The sequence below is a fragment of the Pseudomonas frederiksbergensis genome (assembly GCF_003732275.1).
In the GTDB taxonomy this organism is placed as follows: Bacteria; Pseudomonadota; Gammaproteobacteria; order Pseudomonadales; family Pseudomonadaceae; genus Aquipseudomonas; species Aquipseudomonas frederiksbergensis_H.
Genome location: NZ_MOBM01000012.1, coordinates 239,175 through 261,858, shown reverse-complemented (window position 1 = coordinate 261,858; position 22,684 = coordinate 239,175). Strand labels below are relative to the sequence as shown.

The following is a 22,684-nucleotide window of genomic DNA, read 5'->3' as shown; positions in this document are numbered from 1 at the left end:
TCGTGAGACGTAAATTCTTGCTGCTGCTGGAAACCGGATTGGTTCTGGCGGGGCTGTTGGCGGGCGCTTGCGCCTGGAAAATCGATTCGGCGCTGGAACAGCCGCTGAACATCGCCCAGGAAGAGCTGCTGGAAGTGCCCAAAGGCACTACGCCAAACCGCACCTTCCTTCGACTCGAAGCCGATGGCGTCATCAAGGACGCTTTCTGGCTGCGCGTGTATTGGCGTTTTAATCTGGCAGGGCAACCGCTGCACAGCGGCGAATACCGCATGGTGCCCGGCATGACAGTCAACGGTCTGATCGACCTGTGGAAGCGCGGGGAAATGGTGCAGTACAGCCTGACGCTGGTCGAAGGCTGGAATTTCCATCAGGTTCGCGCGGCCCTGGCCAAGGATGAAAAACTCGAGCAGACCCTCAACGGTCTGAGCGACAGCCAAGTGATGGACAAGCTCGGGCACAACGGGATTTTTCCGGAAGGACGATTCTTCCCCGATACCTATCGTTTCGTGCGCGGCATGACTGACGTCGATCTGCTCAAGAAAGCTTACGATCGCCTCGACGAGGTCCTCCTCAAGGAATGGAACCAACGCGCTGCCGACGTCCCTTACACCGAGCCCTATCAGGCGCTGATCATGGCCTCGCTGGTGGAAAAGGAAACCGGTGTGCCGCAGGAGCGTCGGCAGATCGCCGGCGTGTTCGTGCGGCGCATGGAGATGGGCATGCTGTTACAGACTGATCCGACCGTGATTTACGGTCTGGGTGATCGTTACAACGGCAAGTTGACCCGCGCTCATCTCAAGGAACCGACGCCGTACAACACTTACATGATTGCTGGTTTGCCGCCGACGCCGATTGCGATGGTGGGCCGCGAAGCGATCCATGCGGCGTTGAATCCGGCGGACGGCAACAGTTTGTATTTTGTCGCGCGCGGTGATGGCAGCCACGTGTTCTCCGATGATCTGGACGCCCACAACAATGCGGTGCGCGAGTTCCAGATCAATCGACGAGCCGACTACCGGTCCAGCCCTGCACCGACTGTTACGCCGCAGACGGAGGATGCTCAGGCGCCAATCCCGGCGGCTTCGCCCGATACGGCGATCGAAGACATGCCGCTAGTAGCGCCGCAAGACTCTGCACAAGAGCCTGCACAAGAACCTGCGCCAGCACCCGAAGCGGATGCGCCCGCGCCGCAAAGCCCGCAATGACTCTGACTAAGGACTGCCTGTGACTGGCTTGTTTATTACCCTGGAAGGCCCGGAAGGCGCCGGCAAGAGCACCAATCGCGAATACCTGGCCGAGCGTCTGCGCGCTGCCGGGATCGAGGTGGTGTTGACCCGGGAGCCCGGCGGCACGCCCTTGGCTGAGCGGATTCGCGACGTGCTGTTGGCGCCGGTCGATGAGGTCATGAACCCCGACACCGAGCTGCTGTTGGTGTTCGCCGCGCGAGCCCAGCATCTGGCCGAGGTGATCCGCCCGGCGCTGGCCCGTGGCGCGGTAGTCCTGTGCGATCGCTTTACCGATTCGACCTATGCCTACCAGGGCGGTGGTCGTGGTTTGTCACTGGAACGCATTGCGACCCTCGAGACGTTCGTCCAGGGCGATCTGCGCCCGGACTTGACGCTGATCTTCGATCTGCCGGTAGAAGTGGGCCTGGCCCGTGCCAGCGCCCGCGGTCGGCTGGACCGCTTCGAGCTGGAAGGCCGAGCGTTTTTCGATGCGGTGCGCACTGCCTTTCTGGAGCGTGCCAAAACGGATCCTGCGCGTTATGTCCTGGTGGATGCCGCTCAGCCGCTGACGCAGGTTCAGCAGTCTCTGGACGCCTTGTTGCCACGTCTGCTGGAGCTGACCCGTGGCTGAAGCCTATCCGTGGCAGGACAGTCTCTGGCAGCAATTGGCCGGCCGTGCCCGGCACGCCCATGCCTATTTGCTGCATGGCCCGGCCGGGATCGGCAAGCGTGCGCTGGCCGAGCGTCTGATGGCCCATTTGTTGTGTCAGCGCCCGACCGCCCAAGACGCCTGCGGTGAGTGCAAATCCTGCTTGTTGCTCAAGGCCGGCAGTCACCCCGACAACTACATTCTGGAGCCGGAAGAGGCAGACAAGGCGATCAAGGTCGATCAGGTACGTGATCTGGTCAGCTTCGTGGTCCAGACCGCACAGATGGGCGGGCGTAAAGTGGTGCTCATCGAGCCGGTCGAGTCGATGAACATCAACGCCGCCAACGCCTTGCTGAAAAGCCTTGAAGAGCCGTCCGGCGATACCGTATTGCTGTTGGTCAGCCACCAGACCAGTCGTCTGCTGCCGACCATCAAGAGCCGTTGCGTGCAGCAGGCCTGTCCGTTGCCAAGCGAAGCCATGAGTCTGGCCTGGCTGGCCAGCGCTTTGCCGGACTGTTCGGAAGAGGAGCGCATTGAACTGCTGACCCTTGCCGCCGGTTCGCCATTGGCCGCGGTCAAATTGCAGGCGCAAGGCGTGCGCGAGCAGCGGGCACTGGTGGTTGAAGGCGTGAAGAAGCTGCTCAAGCAGCAGCAATCGCCGACGCAACTGGCCGAGGAGTGGAAAACCATTCCCATGTTGCTGCTGTTCGACTGGTTCTGCGATTGGTCGAGCCTGATCCTGCGTTATCAATTGACTCAGGATGAAGCAGGGCTGGGCCTGGCAGACATGCGCAAGGTGATTCAATACCTGGCGCAGAAATCCGCACAGGACAAGGTCCTGAATATCCAGGACTGGATTCTTGCCCAGCGGCAGAAAGTGATGAGCAAAGCCAACCTCAATCCGGTGTTGTTGCTGGAGGCGCTGTTGGTGCAATGGGTATCCTTGCCTACCCAGAAGTGACCGTCTGACACTAGACTCTGATCATCAGACAGTGGAGGTCAACATGAACGAACCCATCAGTCCGGGGCCGCGCAATGGCATTTTGTCCTTGACCATCAAGGACAGGGCCGTGCTCTACGCGGCTTACATGCCGTTCATCAAGAACGGTGGCCTGTTTATCCCGACCAACAAAAGCTACAAGTTGGGCGATGAGGTCTTCATGCTGCTGCACCTGATGGACGAACCGGAAAAGATTCCGGTCGCCGGCAAGGTCACCTGGATTACCCCCAAAGGTGCTCAGGGCAATCGCGCCGCCGGTGTTGGCGTGCAATTCAACGAAGGCGACAATACCGCGCGCAGTCGAATCGAAACCCATCTGGCCGGAGCCCTGAAGTCCGACCGTCCCACTCATACGATGTAAGTTGCAGCCCTTTTATGCTCGTAGATTCCCATTGTCACCTTGATCGCCTCGACCTCACCGCCCACGACGGCTCCCTGGATGCCGCGCTCGATGCGGCCCGTGCGCGCGGGGTAGGGCACTTTCTGTGCATTGGTGTCAGCGCCGATAACGCCGCCGACGTCAAAGCCCTGGCCGAACGTTACGACGATGTCGACTGTTCGGTCGGTGTGCATCCACTCGATGTGCAGCCGGGTGCCGCACCGGCGCTGGATTGGCTGTTGCACGAACTCAATCATCCGCGGGTGGTGGCGATCGGTGAAACCGGTCTGGATTATCACTACGAGCCGGAAGCGGCAACATTGCAGCAGGAATCGTTCCGTCTGCACTTGCAAGCGGCGGGGCAGACCGGTAAACCGGTGATCATCCATACCCGTGGCGCGCGGTCCGATACCCTTGAGCAGCTACGCGAAGCGGCGCTGCCGCAGGCAGGCGTGCTGCATTGCTTCACCGAAGACTGGGAGATGGCCAAGGCTGCGCTGGACATGGGGTATTACATTTCTCTGTCCGGTATTGTCACTTTTCGCAATGCCGATGCCCTGCGGGATGTGGCCAGCAAGGTGCCGGCTGACCGGTTGCTGGTGGAAACCGACTCGCCGTACCTGGCGCCGATCCCTTATCGCGGTAAACCGAACCTGCCGCAATACGTGCGTGAGGTAGCGGAGTTTCTGGCAATGGTGCGAGGTGAGTCCTACGAGCGGTTTGCCGAGCAGACCACCGAGAATTTCAAGCGTTTGTTCCCGTTGGCGCACGTCGGAGCATCGGTGTAACGTTAGAAAAGATCGCAGCCTTCGGCAGCACCTACCGGGCTTTGGCCGCTGAATCGCAGGCAAAAAAAACCCGGGTTCTGGGGGGTGAATCCGGGTTAAGACCATTAGGAGTAAAACAAAGGCACGCAATCCTTTGGTACCTTCATCGGCGCGACACTTGGGGGAGATGCCTCGCCGACAGTTGAAGTATTGATCAGTATTGCGCCGAGTCCAGTTTAGCTGGTCGGGTTTTTAAACAAATTTGGAATACGCGCGCTTCGGTTGAGTTCTCATCAACCGGCGAGGTTGTGCGAATTCATCAAGAAACACATATATGGTCGGATGATCCGTGCATTTTGGCGTAAGTTAGGCATAATACGCGGCTTCGAATTTTGACCCCTACAGACCTTTTCTTATGCATAAAGAACCTCGTAAGGTCCGTGAGTTTCGTCGCCGCGAGCAAGAAATTCTCGATACCGCGCTCAAGCTGTTCCTCGAACAAGGTGAAGACAGTGTCACCGTCGAGATGATTGCTGATGCCGTCGGTATCGGCAAAGGCACGATCTACAAGCACTTCAAATCCAAGGCGGAGATCTATCTGCGCCTGATGCTCGATTACGAGCGCGATTTGAACGAGCTGTTGCATTCGGCCGATGTCGATAAGGACAAGGAAGCCCTGTCCCGGGCCTACTTCGAATTCCGCATGCGCGATCCGCAACGCTATCGGTTGTTCGATCGCCTGGAAGAAAAGGTGGTCAAGGGCAACCAGGTGCCGGAGATGGTCGAGGAACTGCACAAGATCCGCGCCTCGAACTTCGAACGCCTGACCCTGCTGATCAAGGGCCGGATCAGCGAAGGCAAGCTCGAAGACGTGCCGCCTTACTTCCATTACTGCGCGGCCTGGGCGCTGGTGCATGGCGCCGTGGCGCTGTATCACTCGCCGTTCTGGAGCAACGTGCTGGAAGATCAGGAAGGTTTCTTCCAGTTCCTGATGGACATCGGCGTGCGCATGGGCAACAAGCGCAAGCGCGATAACGACACGCCGAGCAGCTGAACCATTCAGTTGCCTTATTGCGCCATGATTTAGCTACATGGCGCAGTACCGCAGGAATATACTCAGGCATAGGGCTTGCTAAAACTTGATTTGTGAGTCAAGTTTTGCGCGTTCGAATCTTCTTTCGCCGGAGTGATCCATGATCGTTGACCGTCAAGGCAGGCGTTTTCGCAATTTGCGGATCAGTCTGACCTCAGCCTGCAATTACGCTTGTACCTACTGCGTGCCCAATGGCAAGCGCCTGGTGGCTGCGCAGGATGAGTTGTCGGCGGAGGCCATGGCACGCGGCGTGGCCTATCTGATCGAGGCTGCGGGCATCGAGCGTTTGCGCATTACCGGTGGCGAGCCACTGGTCAGTCCCAAACTCGAAGCCTTCATGACCGCCGTCGGGCAGATGGGCCTGGCGGATATCAGCCTGACCACCAATGGTCAGTTGCTGGCGAAGAAGTTGCCACTGTTGGTGGATGCTGGCATTCGGCGCATCAACGTTTCCCTCGATACCCTGGATGCCAGCGCTTTTCGCAGCATTGCGCGCGGCGGTGATCTGGCGACTGTCCTCGACGGCATGGACCAGGCCGCCGCGGCCGGCATGAAAATCAAGGTCAATATGGTGCCGTTGCGTGGGCAGAACCTCGATCAGGTGATGCCACTGCTCGACTACTGTCTGGAGCGTGGCTACGAGTTGCGCTTCATCGAATTGATGCGCATGGGCCACCTGGCCAGCGACTCCAACGCCTTCCTGCAGCAGTTCGTCAGCCTTCAGCAGTTGCTGAGCCTGATTGGCGAGCGCTACGAGTACCTTCAGGCCGATGCCCCCGTCGATGCCACGGCGGTGCGTTACCAGATTCCGGGGCTGGGCCATTTCGGCGTGATCGCCAACGAAAGCGTTCCGTTTTGCCGCACCTGTTCGCGTCTACGCCTATCGTCCACTGGCTGGCTGCATGGCTGCCTGTCGTCGAGCAATCGCCACTATGTCGGCGACCTGCTGGACAAGCCTCGTCACCAGGCGCTACCGGCGTTGCAGCGACTGCTGGTCAAAGCGCTGGGAGACAAGCAGGAAGTGGCGTTCTCCGGTGGCGCGACCATCATGAAAATCATCGGCGGCTGATCGGGCCCTATGGTGAAGGGCGCTTGCTGTGGCGAGGGAGCTTGCTCCCGCTGGGTCGCGAAGCGGCCCCAAAAAAATCCCCGTTTCGTCAGAATTAGCGCATTCATCGCTCTACGACGGCTACGCCGCCGAGCGGGAGCAAGCTCCCTCGCCACAGGTCTGTATTCTCAGTCTGGAATTGTGCAGGGTCTTAGCTGGCGCGGAAGCTGCATCCCATGGCCATTCGCCGGTTTTCCGTCACCGGCCTCTGGAGGGTAGGATGCGTAGCCTGGTTTTGCTACTGGCCGTTTTGGCGCTTGGTGGCTGCATGAATGTCAGCGATATGGCCGAAGGGACTCGCTACCACATGAGCGACGCGGGGCTGCTGGACCACAGCGACAGCCGTCGTGTGAATAACTTCCGCATTCAGCCGGACTCGTTCATCTACATCGCCCAGGGGGCTTTCGTGCCACCCGGCAATGCCTATCCGCGCCCTAACGTCGTGGCCGAGGAGGCCTTCAACGGCTTTATCGAATATTTCCCGATGGTCCGCCGCGCCCGCGCGCCGGAAGGCCTCGACGCTGCCATGGGCGAAGCCCGTGCCGCCGGCGCCCATTACCTGCTTTACACGCGTTTCGCCAAGGCCGACGACCGCATCGGCAACTCGGACGAATGGCTCGACCAGGAACACGTGGATCGCCTCGGCATCGACAACGGCGTGATTCAGATCATGTTGATCGAGACCAGCACCCAGTATTTGATTGATACTGCACGTATCAAGAGTCGTGGCGGTTTACTGACGTTCCACGACAACAAGCCAGAAGACTTGCTGGGCCCGCCGCTGGAGCAATACGCTCGCAGCCTGCTGGGGCTCAGCGACCAGTAATTCAAAGGAGAACGCCATGAGTGGCCCGCAAAAAGCCAACGACCTGTTGGGGCAAATCCCCAAAACCAAAGGCTTGCCGCCGGTCCACTTGTGGAACCCCGACTTCTGCGGCGATATCGACATGCGCATCGCCCGCGACGGCACCTGGTATTACCTGGGCACGCCGATCGGGCGCAAGCCGATGGTCAAGCTGTTCTCCACCATTATTCGCCGCGACGGCGATGATTACTTTCTGATTACCCCGGTCGAAAAGGTTGGCATCAAGGTCGACGACGCGCCGTTCGTGGCGATTGCCGTGGAGGTCGAAGGCGAGGGCGAAGCTCAGGTCTTGCGCTTTACCACCAACGTCGATGAAACGGCCGATGCCGGCGCCGAGCACCCTATGCGCGTGGTGATCGATCCGGTCACTCAGCAGCCCGCACCGTACGTGCATATTCGCACTAACCTTGAAGCGCTGATTCACCGCAATGTGTTCTACCAGTTGGTAGAGCTGGCGGTGACCCGTGAAATCGATGGGCAGCGTTGGCTGGGCGTATGGAGCGGTGGCGAGTTCTTCCCTATCGGGCTTGAGCCGTAAGGCGTTGTGCTTCTGTGCTGTAAAAAAGAAACGGCCCGTTATTTCAACGGGCCTTTTTTTATGGGCTTACAAACCCTTGCTCTTGAGTCGCGCAGCATGTTCCAGGTAGAGCCCGACCGGGCTCACGTTCCAACTGTTGATCCCTGCCATCTGATTGACCGCGTCAAAATGGTCCATCGGGTAATCCGAGCGAATCACTTTCCCCAGATGCGAGCTGTAACGGCCGACCAGCCCATCATTGGCGTCCTTTTCTTTATAAAATAACTTTGACAGCACTTTACAGTTCAAATGACTCGGGTCGAGTGGTTGCAGGCTTTGGAACCTCTGCACGATCCCGCTCCAGGAGTAGTAATACACGCCGTTTTCAACTTCGTTGCCTTCCCCGCCCCAAACCTTTGGCATCCCTTGCGGGTACTTGCGATTGAAGGCAGCCAATCCTGCACTGGTCAGCGATTCGAACGCCGCTTCAGGGTCAATCGGGTTTTCCGGATGGCCGCTAATCAGCGAAATGAAGGTGCCGACTGCGCCTAACAGAGCCAGTACGAACGCTTCGGGCAACTCTCCGGGCGTCAGTGCCTTATGCAATTGGTCGGCAATCTCGGAGCCATGATTGGGGCAACTGACAGACGTGACCGACGCGACTTTTTCCGGGTGCAGGGCTGCGACGTAGCGTGCGGCCAGGGGGCCTTGGCTATGGCCGATCAGATTGACCTTGGCAGCTCCGGTTTCCAGCAAAATGCGGTTGACGTGTTCGAGCAGTTTTTCACCGCGTTCCTCATTCCCGTTGACGGTTGGAATATTGACGGCAAACACCTGGGCGCCGGCGCGTTCCAGGGCCTCCTCGATTTCGAAGAAGTAGGGGTAACCGGCGATTTTATCGAAGCCGAATAGTCCGTGAACCAACACAATGGGGTATTTCGTAGACGCGTCCATGTCCATGTTCATACCTATCAATAGCGGATTTGAAGGGGAGCAGATCGCTGACTGCCCGATCTGTTGCGGCTAACCGTAGTTTACAAAGTGGATGGGATCAAAGCGCTTTGGGCAGGATTCGGACGAACAGCCATGTCCATATTGGCGGGGCAGCTGAAAATCCAATTGACACCAAATCATATGATGATTAGCGTGGACACCCATCGAGAACGGCTTTGTGTCGTTTGTTTTTTATCACCGGTCGACGAGGTGCCCATGTCCAGCAGTTTTCATGCGTCGACGGTCGACTGGCTGGGGTGCTGGATTGCTGCCGGCCAGGTCAAACCCGGCGAAACCATCAAGGTCGAAGCCGATCTTGGCGAGCAGCTCGGTGTCAGTCGTACGGTCATCCGCGAAGCCATCAAAACCCTGGTGGCCAAAGGCATGCTCGAAGTCGGGCCGAAGGTCGGCACACGCGTATTGCCGGTGCGGCGCTGGAATCTCTTCGATCCGCAAGTCGTCGGCTGGCTATCGCGTAGCGGCTTACCGGAAAACTTTGTCGACGACTTGCTCGACCTGCGCCGCACCATCGAACCCATGGCGGTGCGCTGGGCCTGTGAGCGGGCGACGGTGGAACAAGTGCAAGCCGTGCTCCAGGCCTACAACGCGCTGGAACGGGCGGTGGACAGCGGCATCGATTACAACCGTGCCGACCAGTTCTTCCACGAGTGCATCCTCGCCGCCAGCCACAATCAATTCATCGAACAAATGGTCCCGGCCCTCGGCGCGTTGCTGGCAGTGTCTTTCGAAGTGTCTGCCGCCGACCCGGACGAACTGCGCCGAACCTTGCCAATCCACAAAGACATGGCCGACGCCATCGCCGCCCGGGATGCCGCGCGGGGTGTGTGGGCTTGCATGACCCTGATCGATAACGCGGACCTGGCGATCAAACGCTTCTATCCCCAAGTCATGGCCGACAAGAAAGCCAGCTAACAATAAAGAACCCTTGTGGGAGCGGGCTTGCTCGCGAAGGCGATGCGTCAGGCGACAGAGAGGGTGAATGTCACGGCCTCTTCGCGAGCAAGCCCGCTCCCACATAAAAGCAACAAAAAGGAGGTTTCATGACGTGGACTGCGGTTACCGGACACCGTGCGCGACTCGGCGAAGGTCCGTTCTGGGATGCGCCGACCCAGGCGCTGTATTGGGTAGACATCGCGGGTCAACAGGCGCTGAGGCTGATCGGCGCCAATGTGGAAATCTGGCAGATGCCGGAGCACGTGTCCGCGTTCATCCCCTGCGAAAGCGGCGATGCCCTGGTGACATTGAGCAGTGGGGTTTATCGGTTGGATCTGGATTCTCCAGGCCTGGAACCTCGGCTGACCTTGTTCTGCGTCGCCGATCCGCAACCCGGCAATCGCCCCAACGAAGCTCGCTGCGATGCCCAGGGCCGGCTCTGGCTGGGCACCATGCAAAACAACATCGGTGAGCAGGGCGAAGACTTGCCCGTCGTGCGCCGCTCGGGTGGCCTGTTTCGCATCGACCGCGATGCTCGAGTCACGCCGCTGCTTCGAGGATTAGGCATCCCCAACACGTTGCTGTGGAGCGACGACGGCACAACCCTGTATTTCGCCGACAGCCTCGACAGCACGCTTTACCGGCATTTCATCCATACCGACGGCAACCTGGACACCGCCTATGTCTGGCTTGGCCCCCACGAACGTGGCGGCCCCGATGGCTCGGCGATGGATGCCGAGGGCTATATATGGAATGCCCGTTGGGATGGCAGTTGTCTGCTCAGATTGAACCCCGAAGGTCATGTGGATCGGGTGGTCGAACTGCCGGTCAGCCGTCCCACCAGTTGTGTATTCGGTGGCGAAGACTTCAAAACCCTGTACATCACCAGCGCCGCAAGTCCGCTCAATCACCCGCTGGACGGCGCGCTGTTATCGATTCGAGTGGATGTGCCCGGAAAAGCCTGTCAGCGGTTTGCTGGATAAATCCCTAAATATGGGATGTAAAATTATATATTGAGATTATTGGGTGGTCGGGTTTATAGTCGGCCCCATCAGTTACACGCACTCACACTTAAAAAAACAAAACAGGTGAAGTGATGCAGCGATATTCCACCGCACTCCCTTACGGAGTCAGTGCTTCAGGCCGCCTCGGCGCCCGGGCGTTTTCGCGCCTGCCTGCCTATTCCCAAAAGCCTTTTGACCGGACATCGACAGATGTCCGGTTTTCGTCGTGCCTTCGAACAGGAGTGTTGATCCATGGCTGAACCTCTTTCCTTGCCACCGGTACCCGAACCGCCCAAGGGTGAGCGCCTGAAAAACAAGGTTGTGCTGCTGACCGGTGCCGCTCAGGGTATCGGCGAAGCGATTGTCGCGACCTTCGCCTCCCAGCAGGCCAAGCTGATCATCAGCGATATCCAGGCCGAGAAAGTCGAAAAAGTCGCGGCGCATTGGCGTGAACAAGGCGCGGATGTCATAGCGATCAAGGCCGACGTGTCGCGCCAGCACGACCTGCACGCCATGGCTGAATTGGCCATCGAACTTCACGGCCGGATCGACGTGCTGGTCAACTGCGCCGGGGTCAACGTGTTCCGCGATCCGCTGCAAATGACCGAGGAAGACTGGCATCGCTGTTTCGCCATCGACCTGGATGGCGCCTGGTATGGCTGCAAAGCCGTGTTGCCGCAAATGATCGAGCAGGGCATCGGCAGCATCATCAACATTGCCTCGACCCATTCCACTCACATCATTCCCGGCTGCTTCCCGTACCCGGTGGCCAAGCATGGCTTGCTCGGACTGACCCGCGCCTTGGGCATCGAATACGCACCCAAAGGCATTCGCGTCAACGCTATCGCACCGGGCTACATCGAAACCCAACTGAACGTCGATTACTGGAACGGTTTTGCCGACCCCCATGCCGAACGTCAGCGAGCTTTCGACCTGCATCCACCGCGACGCATCGGCCAGCCGATTGAGGTGGCGATGACCGCTGTGTTCCTGGCCAGCGATGAAGCGCCGTTCATTAACGCTTCATGCATCACCATCGATGGTGGGCGCTCGGTCATGTACCACGACTGAATAACCGGGCTTCAAGCGCGAAACTACGCCTGAAATCCAATCATCATACGATATGACTATTGGCTGCATGCTTCGACCGCTGTATTGGCTTTCAAATAACGCTCAAAAAAAATAACAAGGAGTCAGCTTATGAAACGTCGTCGTGGGATCCGTTCCCTGTGCTGTGCCGCTTTGGCGGTCACCGCGGTCAGCCTGAGCAGTACGTTGCTGGCGGCCGAGGAAGTGAAGATCGGTTTTCTGGTCAAGCAAGCGGAAGAACCCTGGTTCCAGACCGAATGGGCCTTCGCCGAAAAGGCCGGCAAGGACAAGGGCTTCACCGTCATCAAGATCGCCGTGCCTGACGGCGAGAAAACCCTCTCGGCCATCGACAGCCTGGCGGCCAACGGCGCCAAGGGCTTCGTGATCTGCCCGCCGGACGTCTCCCTCGGCCCGGCAATCATGGCCAAGGCCAAGCTCAACGGCTTGAAAGTGATCGCCGTCGATGACCGCTTCGTCGATGCCGGCGGCAAGTTTATGGAGCATGTGCCGTACCTCGGCATGGCAGCCTTCGAAGTCGGCCAGAAGCAAGGCGCCGCCATGGCCGCCGAAGCGAAAAAACGCGGCTGGGACTGGAAAGACACCTACGCGGTAATCAACACCTACAACGAACTCGACACCGGCAAGAAACGCACTGACGGTTCTGTCAAAGCGCTGGAAGACGCCGGTATGCCGAAAGACCACATCCTCTTCTCGGCGCTGAAAACCCTCGACGTACCGGGCAGCATGGACGCCACCAACTCGGCCTTGGTGAAGCTTCCGGGTGCGGCGAAAAACCTGATCATTGGCGGCATGAACGACAACACCGTGCTGGGCGGTGTACGCGCCACCGAAAGTGCCGGTTTTGCCGCGGCCAACGTGATCGGCATCGGCATCAACGGCACCGACGCCATTGGCGAACTGAAGAAGCCCAACAGCGGCTTCTTCGGCTCGATGCTGCCGAGCCCGCACATCGAGGGCTACAACACCGCGAGCATGATGTACGAGTGGGTCACCACCGGCAAAGAACCGCCGAAATACACCGCGATGGACGACGTTACGCTGATCACGCGCGACAACTTCAAGCAGGAACTGGAAAAGATCGGCCTGTGGAACTGAGGCGCGGTTGATTTCATCGGCAGCCCTGGCAACGGGGTTGCCTGACCGGTGTGATGAGGTGGGTTTATGCACGCACAAGTAAAGACAGATCAACAGGGCATTGGCGGCAGCTTGCGCTTCAACGGGATCGGCAAGACTTTTCCCGGGGTGAAGGCGCTGGATGGCATCAGCTTCGTCGCCCATCCGGGGCAGGTTCACGCCTTGATGGGCGAGAACGGCGCGGGTAAATCCACGCTGCTGAAAATCCTTGGCGGCGCTTACACGCCCAGCAGCGGCGATCTGCAGATTGGTGAGCAGAAGAGGATCTTCAAATCCACCGCCGACAGCATTGGCAGCGGGGTCGCGGTGATTCATCAGGAGCTGCACCTGGTGCCGGAAATGACCGTCGCCGAGAACCTGTTTCTCGGGCATCTGCCGGCGAGTTTCGGCCTGATCAATCGCGGCGTTTTGCGGCAACAGGCATTGGCCTGCCTTAAAGGCCTGGCCGATGAAATCGACCCGCAAGAGAAAGTCGGGCGCTTATCCCTCGGCCAGCGGCAACTGGTGGAAATCGCCAAGGCGTTGTCCCGTGGCGCGCATGTGATTGCGTTCGACGAACCCACCAGCAGTTTGTCGGCACGGGAAATCGATCGCTTGATGGCGATCATCGGGCGCCTGCGTGACGAAGGCAAAGTGGTGCTTTACGTCTCCCATCGCATGGAAGAAGTGTTCCGTATCTGCAACGCGGTGACGGTGTTCAAGGACGGTCGCTTCGTGCGCACTTTCGAGGACATGAGCGCGCTGACCCATGATCAGCTGGTGACGTGCATGGTCGGGCGCGACATTCAGGATATCTACGATTACCGCAGCCGTCCGCGCGGCGCAGTGGCGCTCAAGGTCGACGGATTACTGGGGCCGGGCTTGCGTGAGCCGGTGAGTTTCGAGGCGCACAAGGGCGAAATCCTCGGGCTGTTCGGCCTGGTCGGGGCCGGGCGCACCGAGCTGTTCCGGATGCTCAGCGGGCTGACGCGCAACACCGCCGGGCGCCTGGAGTTGCGCGGTCATGAACTGAAACTGCGTTCACCGCGCGATGCCATTGCGGCGGGGATTCTGCTGTGTCCCGAGGACCGCAAGAAGGAAGGCATCCTGCCGCTCGCAAGCGTCGCCGAGAACATCAACATCAGCGCTCGTGGCGCCCATTCCACCTTCGGCTGCCTGTTGCGCGGCTTGTGGGAAAAGGACAATGCCGACAAGCAGATCAAGGCGCTGAAGGTGAAGACGCCCAACGCAGCGCAGAAAATCATGTACCTGTCCGGCGGCAATCAGCAGAAGGCGATTCTCGGTCGCTGGCTGTCGATGCCGATGAAAGTCCTGCTGCTCGACGAGCCCACCCGCGGCATCGACATCGGCGCAAAAGCCGAGATCTACCAGATCATCCATAACCTGGCGGCCAGCGGCATCGCGGTGATTGTGGTGTCCAGCGACCTGATGGAAGTCATGGGCATTTCCGACCGTATCCTGGTGCTCTGCGAAGGCGCGATGCGCGGCGAACTGACCCGCGAACAAGCCAATGAATCCAACCTGCTGCAACTGGCGTTGCCACGCCAACGCGCTGCCGACGTGGCGAACTGAGAGGTGACTATGACCATCCAAAACAATGCTTTGCCAACCCCGCGCAAACCTCTGGACCTGCGGCGTTTTCTCGATGACTGGGTGATGCTGCTGGCGGCCGTCGGGATCTTTGTGCTCTGCACCTTGCTGATCGACAACTTCCTGTCGCCACTGAACATGCGCGGCCTGGGCCTGGCGATTTCCACTACCGGGATTGCCGCCTGCACCATGTTGTATTGCCTGGCGTCCGGGCACTTCGACTTGTCGGTGGGCTCGGTGATTGCCTGCGCCGGCGTGGTTGCGGCAGTGGTAATGCGTGACACCGACAGCGTGTTCCTCGGCGTCAGTGCGGCGTTGGTGATGGGGCTTATCGTCGGGCTGATCAATGGGATCGTGATCGCCAAGCTGCGGGTCAATGCGTTGATCACCACGCTGGCGACCATGCAGATCGTGCGTGGCCTGGCTTACATTTTCGCCAACGGCAAAGCGGTCGGTGTGTCCCAGGAGCAGTTCTTCGTCTTCGGTAACGGTCAGTTGTTCGGCGTGCCGGTGCCGATTCTGATCACCATCGTTTGCTTCCTGTTTTTCGGCTGGTTGCTGAATTACACCACCTACGGTCGCAACACCATGGCCATCGGCGGCAACCAGGAAGCGGCGTTGCTGGCCGGGGTGAACGTTGATCGGACCAAGATCATCATCTTCGCCGTACACGGTGTGATCGGCGCGTTGGCCGGGGTGATTCTGGCGTCGCGCATGACGTCCGGTCAGCCGATGATTGGCCAGGGTTTCGAGCTGACGGTGATCTCGGCTTGCGTGCTCGGCGGGGTGTCGCTGAGTGGCGGGATCGGGATGATTCGTCATGTGATTGCCGGGGTGCTGATTCTGGCGATCATCGAGAATGCGATGAACCTGAAGAATATCGATACGTTTTATCAGTACGTGATTCGCGGTTCGATCTTGCTGCTGGCGGTGGTGATTGATCGATTGAAACAACGCTGATTTTCTCTGTGGGAGTGGGCTGTCTGACACATTGAGCTTGAATGTGCCGACGCCATCGCGAGCAGGCTCGCTCCCACAGTTGAGCTGTGTTGCGCACAAAATTTGTCTACACGGCAGATCCTTTGTGGGAGCGAGCCTGCTCGCGATTGACCGCGCAGCGGTCGGTTTTGAATCGGCATCCTTCACCCACTTTCACAAAATATCCCTTGCTCGCCCCAACCCGTTTCAGCTATGACGGTACACCCGAGGTGTACATGATTAGACCGCTACGAATTGACAAGAAACAACAGGTGCTCGACGAGCTCGTCCGGCGCATCGAAAACGGCCTCATGGAGGACGGCGTTCTATTGCCGGGCGAACATCAGTTGGCTCAAGAATTCAAGGTCAGCCGAGGCACGCTGCGTGAAGCCCTGGCCGAACTGAAACGGCGCCACTACATCGCTACGCAAAGCGGGGTAGGGTCCATCGTCACGTTCGACGGTGTGGTGCTCGATCAGCGCAGCGGCTGGGCCCAGGCGCTGGCCGACAATGGGGCGCTGATCAATACCGAAGTGCTGCGGCTGGAGGCGGTGACCCGTCCTGACTTGCTACCACGTTTCGGCACCGATCAATTCATCACCCTCGACCGTCGCCGCCGCGGCACCGACGGCACGCTGGTGTCCCTTGAGCGTTCATTGATGCCCGCCACCGGAGGCCTGGAAGGCCTGCCGCGAGTCGGTCTGATCGATGACTCCCTGACCATCACGTTGGCCGCCTACGGTTACATCGGCGACCACGGCGATCAGTGGATCGGCGCCGAACCCTTGAATGCCGAAGACGCCGAATTGCTCGGGCGCCCGGAGGGCACGGTGTTCCTCAAGGCCCTGCGCACCACTTACGACCGTCAGAACCGCTTCATGGAACAGGTCGAAAGCCTGCTCGATCCGGTGCATTTTCGTCTGCACCTGCAAATTGGAACTTCAAAATGACCGCGCTGGACCGTGCGCTGGGCGCCTTCTATGGGCTGGCCCTGGGCGATGCGTTGGGCATGCCGACACAATCCCTGAGCCGCGCCGAGATCAAGGCGCGCTTCGGCGAGATCACCGATCTGCAAGACGCTGGCCCGGATCAACCGATCGCCGCCAACATGCCCAAAGGCTCGATCACTGACGATACCGAACAGGCGATCCTGGTCGGTCGGTTGTTGATTGAAGGCGAGGGCTGGATCGAACCGCAGGTGCTGGCCCAGCGCTTGATCGAATGGGACGCCGGGATGCAAGCCAAAGGTTCGCAGGATTTGCTCGGCCCCTCGACCAAACGCGCGATCGAGATGATCCTCACCGGCCACTCGCTGGAAGAGGCCGGCCGCCACGGCACCACCAATGGCGCGGCCATGCGCATCACGCCGGTGGGGATTGCGGCCGATGTTGCCAATCCCGAGCGTTTCATCCGCGCCGTGGTGCAAGCCTGTCAGGTCACCCACAATACCTCGCTGGGAATTTCCAGCGCGGCAGCAGTGGCGGCGGTGGTTTCTGCCGGGATCAACGGCATGGACCTGGGCGAGGCATTGAACCTCGGCCAGCAGATCGCTCAGCAAGCCGAAAGCCATGGCCACTGGGTCGCTGGCGGGCGTATCGCCGCGCGCATCAGTTGGGCGTGGCGCATCAGCGTCGACAGCGACAAGGCGTTGCTGGCGGATTTGTTGTACGACGTAATCGGCACGTCGGTGGCCTCGCAGGAATCGGTGGTGGTGTCGTTTGCCTTGGCTCAGCAAGTGGTCATCGGGGAAATGACGGCCTTCGAAGCGCTGTGCATGGCTGCCAGTCTGGGCGGTGATACCGACACCATCGCGGCGATTCTCGGCGCCATGCTTGGGGCTTGTCTGGGGATTGAGAGTTGGCCTGTGGCGATGATCGAAAAGGTCAAAGCCATTAATTCGTTGGAGTTGGAACCGTTGGTGCAAGGGCTGTTGGCTCTGCGCTATTCGCACTGACGCCATCGCGAGCAGGCTCGCTCCCACAGGGTATGGTGCAATCTCAAGGCACACGCCGTACCTGTGGGAGCGAGCCTGCTCGCGATGGGGCACCGCATATTTGAATTTTTCACCGCAATGGAGCGCACAAACATGGCCAGGATCGCCGGAAAGTTATATCGACTTCCGAAATTGCCCATAACCACAATAATGGCAACAGGAGCATTTTTATGAGTTCATCGAACACCGGGCAAAGTGTCGGGCAATTGGAAACCCGCGGCATCGAACCGGTGCCGGAAGGGGAGTGCAACGGTCACCCACTGCAACTGTTCTGGGTCTGGTTCGCGGCGAACATTTCCATCCTCGGCTTGCCGTTGGGCGCCACGCTGGTAGCCTTCCGCGGCCTGGCGATCTGGCAGGCGATCATCGTCGCCATCCTCGGTGCTGCCGGTTCTTTCGCGGTGGTCGGGATCATTTCCATTGCCGGTCGTCGTGGTCGCGCACCGAGCCTGACGTTGTCGCGAGCTATCTTCGGCGTACGCGGCAATATCGGCCCGACCCTGGTCTCGCTGATGTCGCGTCTGGGTTGGGAAACCGTCAACACCACCACCGCTGCATTCGTCTTACTGTCGCTGTGCTCGATTCTGTTCGGCTCGCCGGTGGAAGCCAAAAGCGCGCCGCTGCTGACCCTGGTGTTCATTGCGATTTTTGTGCTGCTGACGTTGTCGGTGTCCGGCCTCGGTCACGCCACGTTGCTGGTGATCCAGAGATGGTCGACCTACGTGTTCGGTGCGTTGAACATCCTGGTCGGCGGTTTCCTCTGCGCGACCATCGACTGGAGCGCCGTATTCAATGCCACGCCAGCGCCTCTGAGCGCAATGATCATCGGCATCGGCACCATGGCCGCCGGCACCGGGATCGGTTGGGCCAACGCCGGTGCCGACATGTCGCGCTACCAGCACCGCAGTGTCAAAGCCGTGCGTCTGGTGGCGTCGGCGGCCTTCGGTGCAGGGATTCCGCTGGTGCTGCTGATCACCCTCGGTGGTTTGCTGTCAGTGGGCAACAATGATCTGGCCTCGGCCACTGACCCGATCGTCGCAATCCGCGACATGCTGCCGACCTGGATGGCCGTGCCATACCTGATCACCGCGTTCGGCGGGCTGCTGCTGTCGAACAACCTGTCGGTGTACTCCGCCGGTTTGACCACCTTGACCCTCGGCCTGAAGGTCAAGCGCGTGTATGCGGTGGTGGTCGATATCATTGCGATCTTCGCCGGGTCGATCTACTTCATGCTGATCGCCGAGAGTTTCTACGGCCCGTTCATCACCTTCATTTCCTTGCTGGCCGTGCCGATCACCGCGTGGGTCGGGATTTTTGTGGTCGACCTGATTCACCGGCATTACTACAGCCCCAAAGACCTGTTGGACGTCAGCCCGAGCAGCGCCTACTGGTATCGCGGCGGCGTCGAGTGGCGCGCCTTCGGTGCATGGGCGCTGGCGATTGTGCTGGGTTTCAGTTTCACCACCATCGGTACTACTGAACAAGATGTCTGGTTCCGGGGCTTTTTGTCCGATTCCTGGCTGGGCCACAACGGCCTGGGCTGGATCGTAACGTTCCTGGTGGCCGGTGGCATTTACTGGGTACTCGGCGGTGCCAAGGACCGCCGCACTGCGTTGATCGAGCCGGCTCATGCCTAAAATGCTGCACACCGGCCAGGTCATGATCGATCTGGTCATGGCCGTGGATAAATTGCCTCAATCGGGCAGTGACGTGCTGGCGCAATCCGCCCGTTTCGAGGCTGGCGGTGGCTTCAATGTGATGGCTGCGGCCCGGAGAAACGGTTTGCCGGTGGTTTACCTCGGTGGCCATGGCAAGGGCCGTTTCGGCGACATGGCCCGAGAGGCGATGACGGCTGAAGGCATTCGGATCGGCATCGATCAGAGCACTGAGCGCGACACCGGGCTGTGCGTCGCGCTGACCGAAGCCTCGGCCGAGCGCACGTTCATTTCCTGCATCGGTGCCGAAGGCGAATTGACCGCCGAAGACCTGGCGAATGTGCCAGCCGAGGCGGGCGATTTTGTCTATGTCAGCGGCTATAGCCTGCTGCATGGCGGCAAGGCTCAGGCGCTGGTGGATTGGGTGCTGGATTTGCCGGACGGGATCAAGGTGGTGTTCGATCCGGGGCCGTTGGTGGATTCGCCGGACGCGCCACTGATGAAGGCCTTGTTGCAGCGCATCGATCTGTGGACCAGCAACCGTGTCGAGGCGCAGCGGTTTACCGGGGCGAAGGAAATCGACGAGGCATTGAATCGGTTGGAGGATCATCTGCCGACCGAGGTGTTGACGGTGGTACGCGATGGGCCGCAAGGGTGCTGGATCAGCCAGCGCGGCGATCACCAGCACGTGCCGGGCTTCAAGGTCGTGGCGGTGGACAGCAATGGTGCCGGGGATGCTCACGCGGGAGTTTTTGTCGCCGGGTTGGCGCACGGATTACCGGCAGTCGAAGCGGCGCGGCGGGCGAATGCGGCAGCGGCGTTGGCGGTCACTCGCTGGGGGCCGGCGACTTCACCGGGGGCGGCTGAGGTGGATGCGTTGATTCGCGAGACCTATGGCGCCTGATTGACCGCTATCGCGAGCAGGCTCGCTCCCACAGTTGATTCGTGTGAGCCGCAATATTGGCGGCTGGCATAAATCCAATGTGGGAGCGAGCCTGCTCGCGATGGGGCCCTCAAACTCACCATCAAATCCGGACCCTTACCCGGCCTTGCGCAACGCCTCGATCAACTCTTGCTTGCGCATGCTCGAGCGCCCCGGAATCTTCTTCGCCCGGGCTTCTTTCATCAGGCTGTCCACCGTCTGCGTATCGCGCGAAGCCTTGCTGTTGCGCGGCTTGCCTTCACGGGTGGCCACCGCACGTCGGGCCGATTCCTTGCGATCTGCAGACTTGGCGCTGGCCGGCTTCTTGCGCCCGGAGCCGCCGGCGCGTTCACCTCCGCCCGACTGCTTGTTCACCGTGGCCCAGGCTCGAGCTTCGGCTTCATCTTTCGACACGCCTTTGTGCTCGTAGCTTTCTTCGATGTGTTCGGCCTTGCGTTTTTGCTCGGCGGTGTATTTGTCTTTACTTCCACGAGGCATGGGATTTCTCCTGGCTGTAGGAGCTGGCGAAGCGCCTACTCGGTTAGACATCCAGCTTGCGCGCCGCCTCAACCCCAGCGGCGCTGAGTTTGATCGGCAGGTTCAACGAGTGCTCGCCGGCTTCGTTGCAGGTCACATGACCGTGCTGGATCAGCCCGCGTTCCTGCAGAGTCGCGAGCGTGCTGGCCACGACTCTCTCCCCCCGGTAATTGTCCAGAACCTCCTTGCCCAAGCCATTTGGGTGGGCGTGCAGCAGGCGGGTCAGGACTTCTTTTTCCAGGTTTTTATCGACGTTCATGGTTACCTCTTCGTCAGGATGGGTAGGTATTGCATGTTCACTCGCGTCGGCGAACTTATTGATTGACGCTACGGCCTTCGGAGCCCGAGCCACCGGTGGTGGTTTTCGAGCCGACGCCGGTTCCGGCGTTGTCGGGAGTCTGGGTACTGGGTGTATTCATCTCGCCCGCATCGTCGTGATAAATCCGTGGGTCTGTGGCCGTCGCAGAAGGCGACCGGCCGCTGTCGATGCCTTGGGTGGCCGCAGATTCGGGCCTTTCGATTGGATCGGTCGGGTCGGTCCCGGAAGAGCTGGTCGCGGCGAACGCGACAGAGGTGAGCAATGTGGTGAGAGCGAGGGCGGTCAGTCGGGACGTGATCATGGTGTCGTCTCCGTTGATTAGAGTCCTTACCCGATATTGGTCCTTCCTGACCTGGATTGGTGCCTGATGAACGACGAGTGGTGTCGCTCAAGCTTATTGGTCGACGCCGATTTCTTCCTTGAACAGCTCCATGAAACCCTTCAGGCGTTCGTGGCGAATCAGTGCCAGACGTTGACCGGCAGTCGTTTGGAAGCCGTCCGCCAGGTGCAGCAGCTTGGTCTGGAAATGATCGAGGCAAAAACGTTTGTCGTCGTAGTCCCGTTCTTTTGCTTCTGGGTCCAAAGGGTCGTACAGCGCACTGCCCATGCGCCCGGCGATGTAGAAGGTACGCGCCACGCCAAGCATGCCAAGGGAGTCCAGACGGTCGGCGTCCTGGATGATTTTCGCTTCGAGGGTGATGGGGGTGATGTTGGCGCTGAAGCTGTGGGCTTCGATGGCGTGAACGACCGCTGTGATTTTTGCGCCAGGCCAATCGATGGCTATCAGAACTGTCGAAGCTTTCTGCGCCGCCAGTCGTGATGCCTGTGAGCGCTGCGGCGAGTTCTTCTCTACCGCCACACAATCGTGCAACAGCACGGCTGCCAGCAGCACCTCAAGATCACCGCCTTCTTCGGCATGAAGCGTGCGCACGTTGTGCCACACCCGCTGCAAGTGCGACAGATCATGGGCGCCATCCTCACCAGGTTCCAGTGCATGAGGCAGCAGTTCAGAAGCCAGATTGTGCAGCGGCGCGAAAGCGGTGATGGTCATGGAATTCCTTGGATTCGACTCGGTTTTTGTGATCAATGAGCACCCTGTGGGAGCGGGCTTGCTCGCGAAGGCGCTGTGCCAGGCAACATTAATGTCGACTGATACTCCCTCTTCGCGAGCAAGCCCGCTCCCACAGGTTCTGCACCTTAACTGACTAGCACAATCATGCTGATTTCGCAGGCTGGTCCGTTTACACAAAGTGCAACAAAACAGCGATGCTACATGTCGTTTTGCATTCAAATGTGACGAGCATCGCGCGCGGACTTAGTATGGCGTTTTCAACTTTTCACAAGGCACGTTCATGACGATCGAAATCCGCTCGGCAACCCCCAGCGATGCTCCGCAAATCCTCGCGTTCATCACTGAACTGGCGGACTTCGAACGTGCCCGCCACGAAGTCATCGCCAGCGTCGCCGACATCGAGCGTAGCCTGTTCAGCGAGGGCGCCACCGCTCATGGCCTGATCTGCCTGCGCGATGGCTCGCCGATCGGCTTTGCGGTGTTCTTTTTCAGCTATTCGACCTGGTTGGGCAGCAACTGCCTGTACCTCGAAGACCTCTACATCACTCCCGAACAACGGGGCGGCGGCGCCGGTAAAACCTTGCTGCGCCACTTGGCCAAAATCGCCTGCGCCAATGACTGCGGGCGTTTCGAATGGAGCGTGCTGGACTGGAACAAACCGGCGATCGAATTCTACAAATCCCTCGGTGCACAGCCGCAGGAGGAGTGGGTGCGGTATCGGATGGATGGGGCGGTGTTAAGGGATTTTGCCGAGGGCAATTGACCCCCTAAAAGATCGCAGCCTTCGGCAACTCCTACCGATTTGATGTACGACGCAAT

25 protein-coding genes are annotated in these 22,684 nt (G+C 59.6%); 20 read left to right on the top strand and 5 right to left on the bottom strand.

From position 1 onward, the window contains the following. Positions 1-2: 2 nt before the first annotated feature. The 9 genes from mltG (at position 3) to BK662_RS09150 (ending at position 7,625) form a co-directional block, all read left to right on the top strand. A complete protein-coding gene (gene mltG / locus BK662_RS09190; RefSeq protein ID WP_123357803.1) occupies positions 3-1,205 on the top strand; it encodes an endolytic transglycosylase MltG in 1,203 nt (400 codons plus the stop codon). A gap of 19 nt (positions 1,206-1,224) precedes the next feature. Continuing rightward, complete coding sequence (tmk, locus tag BK662_RS09185) at positions 1,225-1,857, top strand: dTMP kinase (RefSeq protein WP_123357802.1); 633 nt, start codon at positions 1,225-1,227, stop codon at positions 1,855-1,857. Beyond that, positions 1,850-2,836: a DNA polymerase III subunit delta' gene (locus BK662_RS09180; RefSeq protein WP_123357801.1), complete on the top strand. Its 987-nt coding sequence runs from the start codon at positions 1,850-1,852 to the stop codon at positions 2,834-2,836. The genes tmk and BK662_RS09180 overlap by 8 nt, the downstream gene beginning before the upstream one ends. A 43-nt stretch (positions 2,837-2,879) precedes the next feature. Further along, on the top strand, positions 2,880-3,236 hold the full coding sequence (locus BK662_RS09175; protein ID WP_008014345.1) for a PilZ domain-containing protein: 357 nt from the start codon (positions 2,880-2,882) through the stop codon (positions 3,234-3,236). Positions 3,237-3,250: 14 nt separating this feature from the next. After that, positions 3,251-4,042, top strand: coding sequence for a TatD family hydrolase (locus BK662_RS09170; RefSeq protein WP_123357800.1), 792 nt, complete (start codon positions 3,251-3,253; stop codon positions 4,040-4,042). Positions 4,043-4,436: 394 nt separating this feature from the next. After that, positions 4,437-5,075, top strand: coding sequence for a TetR/AcrR family transcriptional regulator (locus BK662_RS09165; protein WP_123357799.1), 639 nt, complete (start codon positions 4,437-4,439; stop codon positions 5,073-5,075). Between the two features lie 139 nt (positions 5,076-5,214). Beyond that, the gene (locus BK662_RS09160) at positions 5,215-6,183 is read left to right on the top strand and encodes a GTP 3',8-cyclase MoaA (protein WP_123357798.1); all 969 of its coding nucleotides are present in this window, start codon (positions 5,215-5,217) and stop codon (positions 6,181-6,183) included. 259 nt (positions 6,184-6,442) lie between these two features. Continuing rightward, complete coding sequence (locus BK662_RS09155; RefSeq protein ID WP_007903975.1) at positions 6,443-7,048, top strand: DUF4823 domain-containing protein; 606 nt, start codon at positions 6,443-6,445, stop codon at positions 7,046-7,048. Between the two features lie 16 nt (positions 7,049-7,064). Then, positions 7,065-7,625: a DUF1285 domain-containing protein gene (locus BK662_RS09150; RefSeq protein WP_123357797.1), complete on the top strand. Its 561-nt coding sequence runs from the start codon at positions 7,065-7,067 to the stop codon at positions 7,623-7,625. Positions 7,626-7,691: 66 nt separating this feature from the next. On the opposite strand, the gene BK662_RS09145 is transcribed toward BK662_RS09150, so the two are convergent. After that, entirely contained in the window at positions 7,692-8,564 is an 873-nt protein-coding gene (locus BK662_RS09145) for an esterase/lipase family protein (protein ID WP_123358127.1), read from the bottom strand. A 249-nt stretch (positions 8,565-8,813) separates the two neighbouring features. Here BK662_RS09145 and BK662_RS09140 point away from each other — a divergent pair, with 249 nt between their 5' ends. The 10 genes from BK662_RS09140 to BK662_RS09095 all read left to right on the top strand — a co-directional run bounded on the left by BK662_RS09140 (position 8,814) and on the right by BK662_RS09095 (position 19,919). Beyond that, positions 8,814-9,530, top strand: a complete 717-nt coding sequence (locus BK662_RS09140; protein WP_050683259.1) for a FadR/GntR family transcriptional regulator — start codon at positions 8,814-8,816, stop codon at positions 9,528-9,530. Positions 9,531-9,658: 128 nt separating this feature from the next. Next, the gene (locus tag BK662_RS09135) at positions 9,659-10,534 is read left to right on the top strand and encodes an SMP-30/gluconolactonase/LRE family protein (protein ID WP_123357796.1); all 876 of its coding nucleotides are present in this window, start codon (positions 9,659-9,661) and stop codon (positions 10,532-10,534) included. Between the two features lie 273 nt (positions 10,535-10,807). Then, positions 10,808-11,626, top strand: a complete 819-nt coding sequence (locus BK662_RS09130; RefSeq protein WP_123357795.1) for an SDR family oxidoreductase — start codon at positions 10,808-10,810, stop codon at positions 11,624-11,626. A 129-nt stretch (positions 11,627-11,755) separates the two neighbouring features. Further along, the gene (locus BK662_RS09125; protein ID WP_123357794.1) at positions 11,756-12,760 is read left to right on the top strand and encodes a substrate-binding domain-containing protein; all 1,005 of its coding nucleotides are present in this window, start codon (positions 11,756-11,758) and stop codon (positions 12,758-12,760) included. Between the two features lie 66 nt (positions 12,761-12,826). Continuing rightward, positions 12,827-14,371, top strand: coding sequence for an L-arabinose ABC transporter ATP-binding protein AraG (araG, locus tag BK662_RS09120; RefSeq protein ID WP_123357793.1), 1,545 nt, complete (start codon positions 12,827-12,829; stop codon positions 14,369-14,371). 9 nt (positions 14,372-14,380) lie between these two features. Beyond that, positions 14,381-15,349, top strand: a complete 969-nt coding sequence (gene araH, locus BK662_RS09115; RefSeq protein ID WP_123357792.1) for an L-arabinose ABC transporter permease AraH — start codon at positions 14,381-14,383, stop codon at positions 15,347-15,349. 254 nt (positions 15,350-15,603) lie between these two features. Next, complete coding sequence (locus BK662_RS09110) at positions 15,604-16,317, top strand: GntR family transcriptional regulator (protein WP_123357791.1); 714 nt, start codon at positions 15,604-15,606, stop codon at positions 16,315-16,317. Then, the gene (locus tag BK662_RS09105) at positions 16,314-17,321 is read left to right on the top strand and encodes an ADP-ribosylglycohydrolase family protein (RefSeq protein ID WP_123357790.1); all 1,008 of its coding nucleotides are present in this window, start codon (positions 16,314-16,316) and stop codon (positions 17,319-17,321) included. The genes BK662_RS09110 and BK662_RS09105 overlap by 4 nt, the downstream gene beginning before the upstream one ends. 209 nt (positions 17,322-17,530) lie before the next feature. After that, on the top strand, positions 17,531-18,997 hold the full coding sequence (locus BK662_RS09100) for a purine-cytosine permease family protein (RefSeq protein WP_123357789.1): 1,467 nt from the start codon (positions 17,531-17,533) through the stop codon (positions 18,995-18,997). Beyond that, positions 18,990-19,919, top strand: a complete 930-nt coding sequence (locus BK662_RS09095; protein WP_123357788.1) for a PfkB family carbohydrate kinase — start codon at positions 18,990-18,992, stop codon at positions 19,917-19,919. Before BK662_RS09100 ends, BK662_RS09095 begins: the two co-directional genes overlap by 8 nt. Before the next feature lie 135 nt (positions 19,920-20,054). Here the strand turns inward: BK662_RS09095 and BK662_RS09090 are convergent, their stop codons facing one another. The 4 genes from BK662_RS09090 to BK662_RS09075 form a co-directional block, all read right to left on the bottom strand. After that, positions 20,055-20,435, bottom strand: a complete 381-nt coding sequence (locus tag BK662_RS09090) for a Rho termination factor N-terminal domain-containing protein (RefSeq protein WP_050683264.1) — start codon at positions 20,433-20,435, stop codon at positions 20,055-20,057. Positions 20,436-20,478: 43 nt separating this feature from the next. Next, on the bottom strand, positions 20,479-20,733 hold the full coding sequence (locus BK662_RS09085) for a hypothetical protein (protein WP_038982112.1): 255 nt from the start codon (positions 20,731-20,733) through the stop codon (positions 20,479-20,481). Positions 20,734-20,788: 55 nt separating this feature from the next. Beyond that, positions 20,789-21,094 carry a hypothetical protein gene (locus BK662_RS09080; protein WP_123357787.1) on the bottom strand — a complete coding sequence of 102 codons (306 nt, stop codon included), beginning with the start codon at positions 21,092-21,094 and terminating at the stop codon, positions 20,789-20,791. A gap of 93 nt (positions 21,095-21,187) precedes the next feature. Continuing rightward, the gene (locus BK662_RS09075; RefSeq protein ID WP_123357786.1) at positions 21,188-21,844 is read right to left on the bottom strand and encodes an HD domain-containing protein; all 657 of its coding nucleotides are present in this window, start codon (positions 21,842-21,844) and stop codon (positions 21,188-21,190) included. A gap of 301 nt (positions 21,845-22,145) precedes the next feature. Here BK662_RS09075 and BK662_RS09070 point away from each other — a divergent pair, with 301 nt between their 5' ends. Continuing rightward, a complete protein-coding gene (locus tag BK662_RS09070) occupies positions 22,146-22,628 on the top strand; it encodes a GNAT family N-acetyltransferase (RefSeq protein ID WP_123357785.1) in 483 nt (160 codons plus the stop codon). Positions 22,629-22,684 lie beyond the last annotated feature (56 nt).